This is a genomic window from Streptomyces sp. NPDC001410 (assembly GCF_042895235.1).
Classification (GTDB): Bacteria; Actinomycetota; Actinomycetes; order Streptomycetales; family Streptomycetaceae; genus Streptomyces.
The window spans coordinates 433,940-448,457 of sequence record NZ_JBIAWE010000006.1 but is presented as its reverse complement, the minus strand read 5'-3'; the positions used below and the strand labels follow the sequence as shown (position 1 = coordinate 448,457).

At 73.1% G+C, this 14,518-nt stretch carries 15 protein-coding genes; 7 read left to right on the top strand and 8 right to left on the bottom strand.

Annotated features, from left to right (window positions below; all coding sequences use genetic code 11):
- Positions 1-25: 25 nt before the first annotated feature.
- The 4 genes from ACFY3C_RS15970 to ACFY3C_RS15955 are packed head-to-tail and all read right to left on the bottom strand — an operon-like array spanning position 26 to position 4,227.
- Positions 26-1,252 carry an amidohydrolase family protein gene (locus tag ACFY3C_RS15970; protein WP_390771124.1) on the bottom strand — a complete coding sequence of 409 codons (1,227 nt, stop codon included), beginning with the start codon at positions 1,250-1,252 and terminating at the stop codon, positions 26-28.
- Complete coding sequence (locus ACFY3C_RS15965) at positions 1,249-2,532, bottom strand: amidohydrolase family protein (RefSeq protein WP_390771123.1); 1,284 nt, start codon at positions 2,530-2,532, stop codon at positions 1,249-1,251. Before ACFY3C_RS15965 ends, ACFY3C_RS15970 begins: the two co-directional genes overlap by 4 nt.
- A 13-nt stretch (positions 2,533-2,545) precedes the next feature.
- Positions 2,546-3,430 carry an SDR family NAD(P)-dependent oxidoreductase gene (locus tag ACFY3C_RS15960; RefSeq protein WP_390771122.1) on the bottom strand — a complete coding sequence of 295 codons (885 nt, stop codon included), beginning with the start codon at positions 3,428-3,430 and terminating at the stop codon, positions 2,546-2,548.
- Positions 3,430-4,227, bottom strand: coding sequence for an acetoacetate decarboxylase family protein (locus tag ACFY3C_RS15955; protein ID WP_390771121.1), 798 nt, complete (start codon positions 4,225-4,227; stop codon positions 3,430-3,432). Before ACFY3C_RS15955 ends, ACFY3C_RS15960 begins: the two co-directional genes overlap by 1 nt.
- Before the next feature lie 102 nt (positions 4,228-4,329).
- On the opposite strand from ACFY3C_RS15955, the gene ACFY3C_RS15950 reads away from it, so the two are divergent.
- The 7 genes from ACFY3C_RS15950 (at position 4,330) to ACFY3C_RS15920 (ending at position 12,685) form a co-directional block, all read left to right on the top strand.
- Complete coding sequence (locus ACFY3C_RS15950) at positions 4,330-4,956, top strand: TetR/AcrR family transcriptional regulator (RefSeq protein ID WP_390771120.1); 627 nt, start codon at positions 4,330-4,332, stop codon at positions 4,954-4,956.
- A gap of 169 nt (positions 4,957-5,125) precedes the next feature.
- Positions 5,126-7,729, top strand: coding sequence for an MXAN_6230/SCO0854 family RING domain-containing protein (locus tag ACFY3C_RS15945; protein ID WP_390771119.1), 2,604 nt, complete (start codon positions 5,126-5,128; stop codon positions 7,727-7,729).
- Positions 7,730-7,880: 151 nt separating this feature from the next.
- Positions 7,881-8,867, top strand: a complete 987-nt coding sequence (locus ACFY3C_RS15940; protein ID WP_390771118.1) for a DEDDh family exonuclease — start codon at positions 7,881-7,883, stop codon at positions 8,865-8,867.
- A gap of 91 nt (positions 8,868-8,958) precedes the next feature.
- Positions 8,959-9,192 carry a hypothetical protein gene (locus ACFY3C_RS15935; RefSeq protein ID WP_066991839.1) on the top strand — a complete coding sequence of 78 codons (234 nt, stop codon included), beginning with the start codon at positions 8,959-8,961 and terminating at the stop codon, positions 9,190-9,192.
- Between the two features lie 49 nt (positions 9,193-9,241).
- Positions 9,242-10,039, top strand: a complete 798-nt coding sequence (locus ACFY3C_RS15930) for an SURF1 family protein (RefSeq protein WP_386573927.1) — start codon at positions 9,242-9,244, stop codon at positions 10,037-10,039.
- A 79-nt stretch (positions 10,040-10,118) separates the two neighbouring features.
- On the top strand, positions 10,119-11,924 hold the full coding sequence (locus ACFY3C_RS15925) for a glycoside hydrolase family 15 protein (protein WP_390771117.1): 1,806 nt from the start codon (positions 10,119-10,121) through the stop codon (positions 11,922-11,924).
- A 5-nt stretch (positions 11,925-11,929) separates the two neighbouring features.
- Complete coding sequence (locus tag ACFY3C_RS15920) at positions 11,930-12,685, top strand: SDR family oxidoreductase (protein WP_386573929.1); 756 nt, start codon at positions 11,930-11,932, stop codon at positions 12,683-12,685.
- 12 nt (positions 12,686-12,697) lie between these two features.
- On the opposite strand, the gene amaP is transcribed toward ACFY3C_RS15920, so the two are convergent.
- From amaP to ACFY3C_RS15900, 4 genes are read right to left on the bottom strand one after another with little or no spacing between them, the layout of a single operon-like run.
- Positions 12,698-13,279: an alkaline shock response membrane anchor protein AmaP gene (gene amaP, locus ACFY3C_RS15915; protein WP_386573930.1), complete on the bottom strand. Its 582-nt coding sequence runs from the start codon at positions 13,277-13,279 to the stop codon at positions 12,698-12,700.
- 5 nt (positions 13,280-13,284) lie between these two features.
- On the bottom strand, positions 13,285-13,923 hold the full coding sequence (locus ACFY3C_RS15910) for a DUF6286 domain-containing protein (protein WP_390771116.1): 639 nt from the start codon (positions 13,921-13,923) through the stop codon (positions 13,285-13,287).
- On the bottom strand, positions 13,920-14,303 hold the full coding sequence (locus ACFY3C_RS15905; RefSeq protein ID WP_386573932.1) for a hypothetical protein: 384 nt from the start codon (positions 14,301-14,303) through the stop codon (positions 13,920-13,922). The genes ACFY3C_RS15910 and ACFY3C_RS15905 overlap by 4 nt, the downstream gene beginning before the upstream one ends.
- The gene (locus tag ACFY3C_RS15900; RefSeq protein WP_390771115.1) at positions 14,300-14,494 is read right to left on the bottom strand and encodes a hypothetical protein; all 195 of its coding nucleotides are present in this window, start codon (positions 14,492-14,494) and stop codon (positions 14,300-14,302) included. Before ACFY3C_RS15900 ends, ACFY3C_RS15905 begins: the two co-directional genes overlap by 4 nt.
- Positions 14,495-14,518 lie beyond the last annotated feature (24 nt).

Below are 14,518 nucleotides of genomic sequence, written 5' to 3'. Positions count from 1 at the left end.
AGCAGGGAGGATCGCACCCCGGCCGTCACCAGACCCGTACCGACGCTCCTGTCGCGAACACCGGGCTCGTCGCGTCCGCCGGCGGCTCCCGCAGCGGCTCGGCCAGCTCGGCCACCGTCGGGCCGACCTTCGCCGCTATGGGGTCCAGGAGGTCCAGGTCGAAGCCGTAGACGCGGGCCGCGTTGCCGCCGAGCATGGCCGCCAGCTCCGCGCGCGGGACGCCCGGGTAGGCGAACCGCAGGCCCTCGCGGGTGTACGGGTGGGTGCCCTCGTCGTGCGGGTAGTCGCTGCCCCACATGATCTTGTCGATGCCGATGCGGTCGCGCAGCTGCACCTCGTGCGGGCGCATGAAACTGGCGCCGACGAAGCAGTGCTCGTGCCAGACCCGGGACGGCGCCTCGCCCATGCTCGCGGCGAGACCGGCGCCGAACTTGGCCTCGGCGGTGTCGGCCTTCGAGGCGGCCGCGACCAGGCGGCCGTGGTAGTAGTCCAGCATGTCGAGGACTCCGGGGATCCAGCCGGAGCCCTGCTCGGTCAGCACCAGCCGCAGCCCGGGGTGGCGGCGGAAGGCCCCGCCGAAGACCAGGTGCCACAGCGCGCGGTGGGAGAACCAGGTCGTCTCGACCATGAAGACCGCGCGGGCGGCCGGTTCGTCGCCGAGGGGCGGGGAGGCGGAGCCCGCATGGTGGTTGACGGGGACGCCGAGTTCCGAGCAGACGGCCCAGATCGGGTCGTACGTGCGCGAGTACAGCTCGGGCAGGCCGGAGCCCGGCGGGGTGCCGGGCAGCATCAGGCCGCCCTTGAGGCCCGCCGAGGCGGCCCACCTGATCTCCTTGACGGCCTCCTCGACGTCGCCCAGGAGGATCTGGAAGACACCGGCGCGGCGGCCGGGCGCGGCCGCGCAGAAGTCCGCGAGCCAGCGGTTGTGGGCGCGCAGACCGGCCCAGCGCCGCTCGAAGTCCTCGGCGCTCGGGGGCGGGGCCATCAGGGAGCCGGACGGGAAGAACGGCGGGATGGTGTTCGGGAAGATCACCTCCGCGACGATCCCGTCCGCCTCCAGCTCCGCGAGGCGCCGCTCGGAGTTCCAGTTCCGGTCGGCCGAGTCGGCCAGCAGGTCCTCGTACGGGTTGACGTAGGTGGCCGCCCAGACGTCGAAGTCGTCGTGGTGGCGCTTGTCCAGGTACGGCTTGTAGTCCAGGAGATCGGCTCCCGCATGGCAGTCGGCGGAGATCACCGTGTACCGGTCGCTCACTGTGTCACTCCCAGCGTCGGGAAGTCGTGGTCGGTCAGCCAGTGCCGGCCCACCTCGCGCGAGCGCGCCCAGGACGCCTCCACGGCCGCCTGGTCGGCCGGCTGGCCGAGGTCCGCGGGGGTGGGGCCGATGCGCTCGGCGAGCGGTGTCAGCCTGTGCACGTCGAAGCCGAAGACCTCCGCCGCCGCGAGGCCCAGCATCCGGCGTGTCTCGCTCACCGGGATGTCGTGGAAGGTGCGCCGCAGCCACGCGCGCGTGTCGGGCCAGGTGCCCTCGGGATGCGGGAAGTCGCTGCCCCAGAGGATGTTGTCGACGCCGATCTCGTAGCGCTGGGCCAGTTCGCGGCGCTTGGTGTTGGTGGCGCAGACGAAGATCTGCCGGTCGAGGTACTCGTGCGGCGGGCGTTTCAGCTCCTGGAACGGGGAGAGCTTCTTGCCGCCGTGGGCGCCGAGGTAGAGGCGGTCCATGAACCACAGCAGGTTCGGCAGCCACCAGCAGCCCGACTCCGCGACCCCGAACCGCAGTCCGGGGTGGCGTTCGAAGACACCGGACCAGAGCAGGAACCACAGCGGCCGGGCCGGCCACCAGGTCACCTCGCTGACGAAGATCCCCAGATGGTCGCCGTACTCGTGGCGCGGCGCCGATCCGGAGTGCGTCAGCACGGGCATCCCGCACTCGGCGGCCGCCGCCCAGACGGGGTCGTACCGGCGGTCGTGGTACGGCTCCTTGTCGCCCCACAGGGCGGGGATCATCAGAGCGCCGAGTCCGGACTCCCTGGCACGGTCGATCTCGGCGACCACCTTCGCCACCTCGGCCGTGACCGGCAGCAGGGCCACGCCGCAGTGCCGTTCGGGGTTCTCGGACACGAAGTCCGCGAGCCAGCGGTTGTGTGCCCGGGCGCCCGCCATGCCCAGCTCCGGGTCGTGGTCCCCGGAGAGGCCGAGGCCCACGCCGAAGGGCGCGGCGGTCTGGCTGTCCACGGCGTCGGCGTCCGGGAAGACCACCTCCGCGGCCACCCCGTCCCCGTCGAGTTCCTTCAGCCGCTGTGCGGCGTCCCAGCCCCCGCGCAGGCCCTCCTCGTTGTCCTGGAACCACTTGGCCGCGAACGCCTCGTTGCGGATGCCGAGCCGGGTCATCTCCTCGCGGCGCCGTTCGCGGCCCGCGAGGAACTCGTCGAAGTCCCGGTGGAATCGGGACTCCAGGTAGGGCCGGTACTGCTCGGTGGGCAGCCCGGCGTGGCAGTCGGAGGAGATGATCAGGTACGGGTCCTGGCCGGCCACAACAGCCTCCCGGTCAATCGAGTATGAAGCTTTCGAGATACGACGGGTTCGCGCGGTCCAGCATCGAGTGCGCCCGCGCGCGGATCTGGGCGTCGCTGTGCTCGCTCGCCGGCAGCAGCCAGAAGCGGTCGGCGCGGATGCCGTCCAGGACCAGCTCGGCGACCTCCTCGACGGGCGTGAAGCGGACCTCCCGGCCGGCCGCGCGCATCGCCGACTCCCACTGGTCGAGGCTGCGGTACGGGGTCTTCCTGGGGCGCTGTTTGGCGTAGCGGGCGGGCCGGTTGCGGTGCGACTCCCACAGGCCGGTGCGCAGCATGTGCGGCCCGGGGAAGAGCACGGAGGCGCCCACGCGCGCGTGCTCGGCCTTGAGGTGGGCGTACAGGGACTCGGCCATGGTGACGACAGCCGCCTTGGTGACCGCGTACACGGAGGCGGTCGGCAGGGGCGCGATGCCGCCGTCGCCGGAGGACGTGTTGACGACATGACCATGTTGACCGGACTTGATCATCCGTGGCACGAACGCCTGGATGCCGTGGAAGACCCCCCACACATTGACGGCGAAGGCCCACTGCCAGTCGTTCGGCTCGTGCTCCCACATGCGCCCCTCGGCGCCCGAGCCGACCCCCGCGTTGTTGCACAGGACGTGTACGGCCCCGTAGGTCTCGTACGCCGACTCGGCCAGCTCCAGGACCTGTTCGCGCACGCCGACGTCGACCACGCGCGCGTGCACGTCGGCGCCCTCCGCGCGCAGGTCGGCGGCGGCCTTGTCCAGCGCCGTCTCCTCGACGTCGGCGAGGACGACCTTCAGGCCCTCGGCCGCGAACCGCCGCGCCATCGCCAGCCCGATCCCGCTCGCCGCCCCGGTGACGACGGCGACCTGTCCCGCTCGCAGGTCCATCACCGACTCCCTTCCGGCGGCCCGTCATGGACCTGGAGCGGGTCGTCGTAGCGCTGGTGGACGTACGGCAACAGGGCCTGCGCGTCGACCCGTTCGGCCACCCGGCCGCTCTGGTCGCCGGTCTTCTCGCCGACGGTGATCTCCCGCAGGCGCAGCACCGGGAGGTCGGCGACGGGGTCGTACCCGGACTCGCGCAGCACGACGTCCCCGGTGACGCGTTCCAGCCGGCGCACCTTCTCGTGCCGTACGCAGTGCACCAGCACGGGGTCCCCGTCGAAGCCCGAACCGTCCACGGCAGGAAGGAACTTGAAGTAGAAGTCGGTCTTGCGCGAGGGCTCCGGGAGGGGCAGCTCACCGCTCACCGCACCGCGCACCTCCACGAAGGCGATGCCGTGCCGGGCCAGTGCCGCCCGTACGACGAGGCCGTCGCGCTCGACGGTCACCTCGCCGAGCTTCTTGGGCTCCCCGAAGACCTCACGGCCGCCGGTGAGGGCGCGTTCATGGGTCATCGGCATCACCAGCGGGTACCAGCCCTCGACCTCGCCGTGCGCGGCCGCGACCGCGAAGGAGCCCGCGCCGAGCGGGTATCCGGGCAGGTCGACCTTGCTGATGTTCACCCGGACGAGCGGGCTGCCGGTGGGTTTCAGGGGTGGTGGCAGCACAGCCGCGACCGAGTCCGGGTCGGTCTCCCAGACGGCCACCACTCCGGTGGACCAGATGTCGGGGAGCCGCGCGCTCGCGGTGCGCGTGGCGGCGATCTCTGCCTCGGTCCGTGCTCCGTACCGTACGCGTGCCATACGCCGTGCCGCCCTTCTTCTGACGGTCCGTCATCTGTAACACAGTTACAGCAGTCGGGACGCGGGGTAAATACGCGTGCACGGACCGGAGTTGGAGGGATCATGGCGAGAGGGACGCTCAGCCGGGAGGAGGTCCTTCAGGCCGCCGCCGGGCTGGTGCGGCAGCACGGCCCGGACGCGCTCACGATGCGCAAGCTGGCAGCCGAGCTGGGCACCGCCGTCACCTCGATCTACTGGCACGTCGGGGGCCGCGAGGCCCTGCTGGAGGCGCTGGTGGAGCGGACCGTGGCCGGTCTCGGTGAGATCCGGCCCGTCGGGCGTACGCCCGAGCAGCGGGTCGTCTCCGTGGCGCGCGCCCTGCGCCGGCAGCTGCGCGACCATCCGCATCTGGTGGCCCTGGTGCACGAGCGCGGGCTGACCGAGCGGATGTTCCTGCCCGCCCAGCAGGCCCTGGTCCGCGAGGCGCACGCGGCGGGGCTGCGCGGCGCCCGGGCCGCCGGGTTCGTGCGGGCGGTGCAGTTCCAGGTCGTCGGTCATGTGCTGGTCGAGCGCAACCGTGAGCGTGCCCCGGTGCAGCGGCCCGGCGAGCAGGAGCTGTGGAGCGCCGAGGCCTCCGGTGACGACCCCGCCCTGGCCCGTGCGCTGGCCCGTCCCGTGGACACGGAGCGGCTGTTCGTCACCGCCGTACGGGCGCTGGTGGGGGCGCTGCTCGCACCGCGCGGAAAATAACTGGCGCCCGAACTCCCGCTCCCCCTACTGTTCCTGATCGCGGAGGCGGCTCCGCAAGCGTGCTTCCTTCTCTCCCTTTCCTGGAATCTGCAGCGCGCTCACTCTCCGCCTCCGCCTCGACCACTTTCTTTCGGCCTTCTGCCGCCTTCCTTCCGTCGGGGGAATCCGCTTGTCCGAACTGTCGTCCGTGCTGCTCCGCCGCCTCCGTACCGTCTACGTCGACCAGGCCGGACCACGCCCGGGCGATCCGTCGACGGCCGAAGGACTCGTCGCCCTGGAGGGCGAACTGCTCGACCGGGGATTCGCACCGACGGCGCAGCTGCGCGCGGCCCTGGCCTGGCTGGGACCCGCAGGGCTCGGGAACGCGGGCCGGCAGCTGATCGGGCACGTCGACGCCGAACTGGGCGCCGACCGCACCCACATGCCGCTGTTCCGCAGCTTCCCGGTCTCCGTCCCCGACGACACGTTCCAGCTGTACGTCGACCGGGTCTTCACGCTGCTGCTGCAGTGGCCCGCGCAGCCCTGCGTGCTGTGCGGCACGGTGGGCAGCGTGCACCCGGTGGCGCCGTGCGCGCACCTCGTGTGCCGCGCCTGCTGGGACGGCGCGGACTACACGGGCTGCCCGCTGTGCCGCCGCCGGATCGACCCCGCCGATCCCTTCCTGGTGCCGGTCGAGCCGCGCCGCCCGCGCGATGTGTCGGCCGGTCCGCTGAAGCTGCTCGCGCTCGGCACGGACCGCGCGGCGGACACGGTGCACGCCCTGCGGACGCTGCTGGCCCGCCGCACTCCCCTGCCGCCGCAGGACCGCGCCGACCTGAGGGTGCTGCTGCGGCACGCCCCTGCGGACCTCGGCTGGCTGTCCGAGGAGATCCCGGTCCGCGAGACCAAGGCGTTCGTCCTGGGCACGCTGCTGACCGACCGGCACACGCGCGTGGCCGTCACCGAGCTGCTCGCCGCGTATCTGACCACCGCGACCGACGTCCTGCGCCTGCTGTGCGTGTGGTCGGGCGGCGAGGGGGATCTGCTGGAGCCGCCGCGGCTGCGCTCGCTGCCCCGCGCGCTGCGCGGCCGGCTGCTCGCCGTGCTCGACGCTCTGGCGGTGCCGTCGCTCGTGGAGGACGTGCTGCGGCACCCGGGCCCGTGGAAGCGGGCCGCCGAGATCCTGCACCCCTTCGAGCGGCACACCCGCCACCCGCGGGCCGCCCTCGCCTTCGCCGTGCTGCGCGGTACCGACACCGCCGGCACCGCCCTGGGCGCGGCCCTGCTGCGTACGGCCGCCGAGCATCCGGGGGCCGTACGGGTCGCGGGCGACCGCATCCGGGCGGCCACCTGGGGCGCGCGGGTGGAGCAGGCGCTGCACGAGCGGGACGCACAGGCCGCCCTGGCCCTCCTCGCGCAGCGACCCGGCGAGCTGCTGCGCCGTCTCGACCACCTGCTGCGGCTGCGCGAACTCGACACGCTGCCCGAGGAGTTCGCCGAGGTACTGCGCCGCGTCCTGCCCAAGGCGGGCCCCGGGCCGCTGCTCGCCGCGCTGGGCCGGATGCGGATCCGTCATCTGCCCGGCGAGCGGCGGGTGTTCTTCCCGCGCGGGCAGGTGACGCACGCGTTCACGGTCGACGACACCCGGGCGCCGCTCGCCGAGGCGGTCACCACGCGCGCGTGCGCGCTGCTGGAGGCCGAGGCGCTGCGCCGCCTGGCCGAACGGCCCCGGTTCGACCTGGCGGTGCTCGACTCGGCACTCGCCGGGCTCGCGGTGCCCGCCGCCGAGCGGACCGCCGCCAAGGCGCTGGTGTCGGTGCCGCGCGGCAGCACCCAGCCGCTGCCCGAGGGCGCGGTGCTGCGGCTCTTCCTGCACTGGATGCAGCCCGTGAAGACACGCGTGGACCTGGACCTGTCGGTGGCCCTGTACGACGAGGACTGGGCGTTCGCGGGCCTGTGCGACTACACGAACCTGGTGTACGGCGAGCGGTGGGCCGTCCACTCCGGTGACCTGACGTCGGCACCCGCACCGGACGGCGCGACCGAGTACGTCGACCTGGACCTCGCGGCACTCGGCGAGCTGGGGGTGCGGTACGCGGTGCCGGTCGTCTTCAGCTTCAACAACATCCCGTTCGAGGAGCTGCTCGACGCGTTCGCGGGCTTCATGGCGCTGCCGTCGGCGGCCGAGGAGGCGCGCGGCGCCGGGTACCACCCGCGCACGGTGCGCCAGCGCTACGACCTGGTCGGCGACTCGCGCATCCATGTGCCGATGCTGGTCGACCTGCGCCACCGCACGTTCCTGTGGACGGACCTGCATCTGCCGTCGGACGACGGCTTCCACGACGTGTACCGGCACGGCGAGGACCTGGGCCGCGTCGGCCGGGACCTGTTCCAGTACTTCGCGTCCGGCCGTACGACGCTGTGGGACCTCGCGGTGTGGCACGCGGCGGCGCGCGGTGACGAGGTGCTGGTCGTCCGGCGCGCACCCGACCGGCTCGCCGTCGACGAGCTGTGGCACTACCGGCGCCACGCAGGGGAACCGGACACCGCCTTCGCCGCCCGGGTGCGCGCCCTGGAGCCGCCGGAGCGGCGGGAGCCCGCGACGGACGCGGCGGACGCCGACACGCGTGCGGGTGAAGCGGCCGCGAAGAAGCACGTGTTGCTCGCGCTGGTGCACGGCGGGGTGGCGCCGGAGGGCGCGACCGGCGCGGTGTACCGGCTGCTGCCCGGCCCGGCCGACGGCTGCGGTCTGGAGCCGCTGGCGGCCGGGGATCTGGTGGCCGCGCTGGGCTGACGCCGGCCGGCCGCCCCGAACTGTCCCGCGGGTCCCCCGCCTTGCGGGCACGCACGCGCGTGCGGCGGCCGAGCGGGAGGGCGAGCGCGAGGGGGCGGGTTCGGCCCCTGCGGGACAGCGCTGTCAGTCGTGGCCCGTATCCTCAATGACCATGCTCGAAGACCGTGCGACCGCAGTGTCCTCCCCCACCCAGTGGCCGGCCGCGTATCCGAAGGGATACGCGGTCGTTGACGTGGAGACCACCGGCCTGGCCCGGGACGACCGGATCATCTCCGCCGCCGTCTACCGGCTGGACGAGCGCGGCGAGGTCGAGGACCACTGGTACACCCTGGTCAACCCGGAGCGCGATCCGGGCCCCGTGTGGATACACGGCCTGACGAGCGAGGTGCTCGAAGGGGCGCCGCTGTTCGCGGACGTCGCCGAGGAGTTCGCCGCCCGGCTGGACGGCCGGGTGCTGGTCGCGCACAACGCGGTCTTCGACTGGCAGATGATCGCGCGCGAGTACGCGCGCGCGGAGCGCGAGGCTCCGGTGCGGCAGCGGCTGTGCACCATCGCGCTGTCCAAGGAGCTGGGGCTGCCGCTGCCCAACTTCAAGCTGGAGTCGCTGGCGGCGCACTTCGGTGTCGTACAGCAGCGGGCGCACCACGCGCTGGACGACGCGCGCGTGCTCGCCGAGGCGTTCCGGCCCAGTCTGCGGGCCGCGGCAACGGGCGGCGTACGGCTGCCGCTGCTGGAGTGCCGGCCGCTGACGGAGTGGTCGGACACGCCCCGGATCGGCCGGCAGGCGAGCGGGGGCTACGGCGGCTACCGGCCGTCCAGCTGGCGCCCGTCCCGGAAGCGGCCCGCCTGCCCCTACCCCAACCCGGGCCGGTACGAAGACGGCAAACGCCTCAAACAGGGCATGCGGGTGGCGTTCTCCGGGGACACCTCCACCGAGCGGGAGCTGTTGGAGGACCGGGCGACCGAGGCCGGGCTGCATGTGGCGACGAGCGTGTCCCGGCTGACCAGCCTGCTGGTCACCAACGACCCCGACTCGGGCACCTCGAAGGTGGTCAAGGCGCGGCAGTTCGGCACGCCGATCGTGGACGAGGCCGCGTTCGGGCAGCTGCTGAGGGACGTCGATCCCGCCGACGGGTGAGCGGGCGCGGGACCGTACGGATGGGTGATTCACCGCGACTCGCCCGGCGTCCGCCACCTCGCGGCGAGGGCGACGGCTCACCCTGTGGCGCATGGCGAATTGCGAAGTTTGCGGCAATGACTACGGGATGACCTTCGAGGTCCACGCACAGGGCGCTGTGCACGTGTTCGACTGCTTCTCCTGTGCGATCCACCGCATGGCCCCGGTCTGCGAGCACTGCAAGGTCTCGATCATCGGCCAGGGCGTCGAGGCGGACGGCAGCTTCTACTGCGGCGCCCACTGCGCCCGTGCCGAGGGGAAGGTGGGGATCGTCGACCGCGTGTGACCCGGCACCCGCGCGCTCGCACCCCACGACCGAGTTGTACCGTCGTGGGGTGCACCGCTACCGCTTCCTGCTGACCCGCCAGTGGGTGATCCTCACCCTCGTGGCGATCGCGCTGATCCCGACGATGATCAGGCTCGGCTTCTGGCAGCAGCACCGGTACGAGGAACGCACCGCCCGCAACGACCTGGTCTCCCAGGCGCTGCACGCCGAGCCGGTCCCCGTGGAGCGGCTCACCTCCCCCGGGCACACCGTGACCCGCGCCGAGAAGTACCGCACGGTCACCGCGACCGGCACCTTCGACCCCTCCCGCGAGGTCGTGGTCCGCCGCCGGACCAACTCCGACGACGAGGTCGGCTTCCACGTCCTGACCCCGTTCGTCCTGACGGACGGCAAGGTGCTGCTGGTCAACCGCGGCTGGATCCCCGCGAACGGCGTGCAGACCGCCTTCCCCAAGATCCCGGCGCCGCCGGCTGGCCGGACCACCATCACCGGGCGCCTCAAGGCGGACGAGACCACCGCGGCGAGCGGCATCAAGAACGTCAAGGGCCTGCCGGACCGGCAGATCATGCTGATCGACAGCGCCGAGGAGGCGCGGCGGCTCGGCGCGAAGGTGCTCGGCGGCTACGTCGAGCAGACGGCGCCCGAGCCCAAGGGCGGCTCCCCGGAGCAGATCTCCGACCCGGGCAGCGAGGACGCCCCACTGAACTACGCGTACATGATCCAGTGGTGGCTGTTCGCCGCGGGTGTCCCGGTGGGCTGGTGGTTCCTGGTCCGGCGCGAGATCCGCGACCGCGAGGAGGCCGCGGCCCAGGAGACGCCCGAGGAGACGGAACCGGCCGCCGTGTGATCCCCGGCGCCCCGGGGAGACGTCACTCCCCCGGCGCACCTCCGGATTGGCCCTGGGGACCTTCGGGAACCCGCATCCCGTGAACGCGCGCATCGAGGACTACGCCCTCATCGGCGACGAGCAGGCCGCGGCGCTGGTCGGCAGGGACGGTTCGATCGACTGGCTGTGCCTGCCCCGCTTCGACTCCGGCGCCTGTTTCGCCCGGCTGCTGGGCGACGAGGACAACGGCCACTGGCGGATCGCACCGAAGGACGCGGGCACCTGCACCCGCCGCGCCTACCGGCCCGACACCCTCGTCCTCGACACCGAGTGGGACACCCCCGAGGGCACGGTGCGCGTCACCGACCTGATGCCGCAGCGCGACCGCGCCCCCGACGTCGTACGCATCGTGGAGGGCGTCAGCGGGCGCGTCACCGTGCGCAGCACGATCCGCCTGCGCTTCGACTACGGCTCGATCGTGCCGTGGGTGCGCCGCGTGGACGGCCATCGGGTGGCCGTCGCCGGCCCGGACTCTGTGTGGCTGCGCGCCGAACCGCACGTGCACACCTGGGGCGAGCAGATGGCGACGCACTCGGAGTTCACCGTCACCGAGGGCGAGCGGGTCGCCTTCGTGCTGACCTGGCACCCCTCGCACGAGCCGCGCCCGGCGCTCGTCGATCCGTACGAAGCGCTGAGCATCAGCGTGCGGGACTGGCGGCGCTGGACGGCCCGCTGCCGCTACGACGGGCCGCACCGGGACGCCGTCGTACGGTCCCTGATCACGCTCAAGGCCCTGACCTACGCCCCGACGGGCGGGATCGTCGCCGCGGCCACCACCTCGCTGCCCGAGGAGCTGGGCGGTGTGCGCAACTGGGACTACCGCTACTGCTGGCTGCGCGACTCCACCCTCACCCTCGGCGCCCTGCTCTCCGCGGGCTATCACCGGGAGGCCGAGGCCTGGCGCGACTGGCTGCTGCGCGCGGTCGCGGGCGACCCGGCGGACCTGCAGATCATGTACGGCCTGGCGGGCGAGCGACGGCTGACGGAGTGGGAGGCGCACTGGCTGTCCGGGTTCGCCGAGTCCGCACCCGTACGCATCGGCAACGAAGCCGTCGAGCAGCTCCAGCTGGACGTGTACGGCGAGGTCATGGACTCGCTGTACCTGGCCCGCGAGACGGGCCTGAGCACCGTGCCGCACATGTGGTCGCTGCAGTGCGCACTGATGACGTTCCTGGAGTCGGCATGGCGGCAGCCCGACGAGGGCCTGTGGGAGGTGCGCGGCGGCCGACGGCAGTTCGTGCACTCGAAGGTGATGGTGTGGGTGGCCGCCGACCGCGCCGTACGGACGCTGGAGAAGTATCCGCACCTGAGCGGCGATCCGGACGGCTGGCGGGCGATGCGCGACGCGGTGCACCGGGAGGTGTGCGAGCAGGGCTTCGACCGCCGGCGGGGCACCTTCACCCAGTACTACGGCTCGCGCGAGCTGGACGCTGCGCTGCTGCTGATCCCGCGGGTCGGTTTCCTGCCCCCCGACGACCCACGTGTGATCGGCACGGTCGACGCGATCCGCGAGGACCTGGGCCACGGCGGCTTCGTGCGCCGTTACGACACGGACGCCGTCGGCGTCGACGGGATGCCGGGCGGCGAGGGCGCCTTCCTCGCCTGCTCGTTCTGGCTCGCCGACGCCCTGCACATGACGGGCCGCACGGACGAGGCCCGGGAGCTGTTCGAGCAGCTGGTCGGCCTCGCCAACGACGTGGGGCTGCTGGCGGAGGAGTACGACCCGGAGCTGGGCTGCCAGGTGGGCAACTACCCGCAGGCGTTCAGCCACATCGCGCTGGTGAACACCGCCCTCACGCTGTTCGGGGACGGAGGGGACCGCAGCACCGGGCACGGGGCAGGATAGGGGCCATGGATCTTGGACTGAAGGACCGGGTGTACATCGTCACCGGCGCCACGCGTGGGCTGGGCAACGCCGCCGCGCGGGAGCTGGTCGCCGACGGGGCGAAGGTGGTCATCACCGGCCGTGACGAGAAGCGGGTGGCCGATGCGGCCGCCGAGCTGGGCGAGAACGCGGTCGGCGTGGCCGTCGACAACTCCGACGCGGGGGCGCCCGAGCGGCTGATCGCGGCCGCCCGGGAGCACTTCGGCGGCTTCCACGGCGTCCTGGTGAGCGTCGGCGGGCCGCCGCCCGGGTTCGTCGCGGACAACACGGACGAGCAGTGGCGGAACGCGTTCGAGTCGGTGTTCCTCGGCGCGGTCCGGTTCGCCCGCGCGGCGGCGGCCGAGCTGGAGCCGGGCGGGGTCATCGGGTTCGTGCTGTCCGGGTCGGTGCACGAGCCGATTCCCGCGCTGACGATCTCCAACGGGCTGCGGCCCGGCCTCGCCGGGTTCGCCAAGTCCATCGCGGACGAGTTGGGGCCGCGGGGCATCCGGGTCGTGGGGTTGCTGCCGGCGCGCATCGACACGGATCGCGTGCGCGAACTGGACGGGCTGTCCGCCGATCCTGAGGCCACCCGGGCGGCGAACGAGGCCCGGATTCCGTTGCGGCGGTACGGGGCGCCTGAGGAGTTCGGGCGGGTGTCAGCGTTCCTGCTGTCTCCGGCGGCTTCCTATCTGACGGGGATCATGGTGCCGGTGGACGGGGGCATGAGGCACGGGTTCTGAGGGTTCGCGGTATCAAGTCACCCTCTCTGCACGGTGCTTCACCGCCCTCAGTTGTACCTCCGCCGGAAGTGACGCCAGCCCCGCCGACTCGCGTGCGTGCGTCAGCGCCTGGGCCGTGAAGTCGATCAGTGCTGTTCCAGGGTCGACGTCCGGTTCCAATTGGAGCCACACGCGCACCGCGGGCGTCGTACGGCGGCCCGTCAGCAGGGTTTCGGTGTGGGTCACGCCCTGTTGGTGGGCCGCGTCCGCGGCCAGGGCCGACTCCATGGCCCTGCCGCGGAGCAGGGCGCCCTCGCCGTCGCCGGTGTCGACCAGGACCTCGGTCAGACGGCGTCGGCGCAGGATCGCGGTGAGCCACCACAGGGCGAGCAGCACGAGGACGGCCAGGGCGGCGATGACCGTCGGCCACCACCAGCCGGCCTGCCGCCAGCGGGTGCGCTCGGCGTTGCTGAGCAGGACGTCGTGCGGGCCGGTGTGCAGCCACCAGTGCGGTGGCGGCGCGCCCAGGCCCACGGCCAGCACCGCGCCGCCCAGGACGAGCAGCAGCAGGCCCACGAGTCCGAGCAGGACGCGGTTGACGGTGCCCCTGCGCATCCGCCTCACCCCTTCGGTCCGGGACGTCGGACGTGCACCGACAGCGCGGGCGGGCGGGACAGACCGAGTCCCCGGACCGCTTCGGTGAGTACGGCGTCCAGGTCGGCCTGTACCTCGTCCAGACCGCGGAAGTGCGAGACCACGCGGACATCGGCCCGCTTCCGCCGCATCCGCACCCGTACCGCTCGGACGCCCGAGACCTCCATGGCCCGGTCGCGCAGCACCTGGGCGGCCGCCTCGCGCCTCAGTCCGGCGCGGACGTCGGAGTGCGGGCGCCGCATGGGCAGCAGGTCCCGCAGGCCGGGCGTGAGGGCGAGCACGATCAGCCAGAGGCCGAGGGCGGCGGTGACCCCCGCTCCGGCCAGCACCCAGGCGTTGTCCAGGGGCCGCTCGGCGAGTTGCCGGGCCAGGGCCCCGCGCCAGTGCATCGCCGGACGGTGGGCGCGGACCGCGGCGATGTCGTACAGGAAGACGGCCGCGCCGGCCAGGAGGCACAGGGCGACGATGCCCGCCGGGACGCGGCGGGCCGACCAGAAGCGGCCGCTGCCTTCGGGGAGCAGGGCCGGTGGGGCGTCGGGGGTCTTGTCGATGTCGAGGACGGGCAGTCGATGGGTGGGACTCTCGGGTGGCCGGGGCTCGCTCATGGCGTCCTCCCGTGGGGTGCGCCGGGTGCCGGTGTCCGGTGCAGCCGCTCGACCTGGACGGCGACCTCCGGCACCTCCATGCTCACCAACGCGCCTACCCGCTCCACGACTTGGCGACGCACGGCGGCACAGCGGGCGCCGATGTCGCAGGGGTAGCCGAGTTCGAGGACGACACGGACGCGGGCCGTGTCGTGGTGGACGACGACGGTGGCGTGCGGGGGTGCGACGCCCTCGGGCAGCGGGGCGAGCGCCTCGCGTGCGGCCTGGGCGGCGATCTTCGCGACGACCCGGTCGGCGATCCGGGTGGCACCCCGCTCGCCGGGCGGCGCGAGGTCCAGGGGCCCGCGCACCGTGCCCGTCTCCGCGCTCACGGCGGTCACCGCCCGCGGTCGCGCCGGTGGCCGCGGGTGCGGAAGAAGTCACCGGGCTCCAGGTCACCCTCCAGGAACCGGCCGGCGATGAACCCGACGGCGCCCAGCGCCGCCACCAGCAGGAAGGCCCCGAACCCGCCGAAGTACCCGGCGAACCCCAGCGCCATTCCGGCGATCATGCCGACCACGGCCATGCTCATGCAGCACTCCTCAGCTCGTCAGGT

Bases quoted from the DNA above. Each gene is read 5' to 3' on its own strand.
- ACFY3C_RS15935 (WP_066991839.1), top strand. From the start codon at position 8,959: ATGGCGAATTGCGAAGTTTGCGGCAATGACTACGGGATGACCTTCGAG.
- ACFY3C_RS15900 (WP_390771115.1), bottom strand. From the start codon at position 14,494: ATGAGCATGGCCGTGGTCGGCATGATCGCCGGAATGGCGCTGGGGTTC.
- ACFY3C_RS15940 (WP_390771118.1), top strand. From the start codon at position 7,881: ATGCTCGAAGACCGTGCGACCGCAGTGTCCTCCCCCACCCAGTGGCCG.
- amaP (WP_386573930.1), bottom strand. From the start codon at position 13,279: ATGCGCAGGGGCACCGTCAACCGCGTCCTGCTCGGACTCGTGGGCCTG.
- ACFY3C_RS15950 (WP_390771120.1), top strand. From the start codon at position 4,330: ATGGCGAGAGGGACGCTCAGCCGGGAGGAGGTCCTTCAGGCCGCCGCC.
- ACFY3C_RS15910 (WP_390771116.1), bottom strand. From the start codon at position 13,923: ATGAGCGAGCCCCGGCCACCCGAGAGTCCCACCCATCGACTGCCCGTC.
- ACFY3C_RS15960 (WP_390771122.1), bottom strand. From the start codon at position 3,430: ATGGACCTGCGAGCGGGACAGGTCGCCGTCGTCACCGGGGCGGCGAGC.
- ACFY3C_RS15955 (WP_390771121.1), bottom strand. From the start codon at position 4,227: ATGGCACGCGTACGGTACGGAGCACGGACCGAGGCAGAGATCGCCGCC.
- ACFY3C_RS15920 (WP_386573929.1), top strand. From the start codon at position 11,930: ATGGATCTTGGACTGAAGGACCGGGTGTACATCGTCACCGGCGCCACG.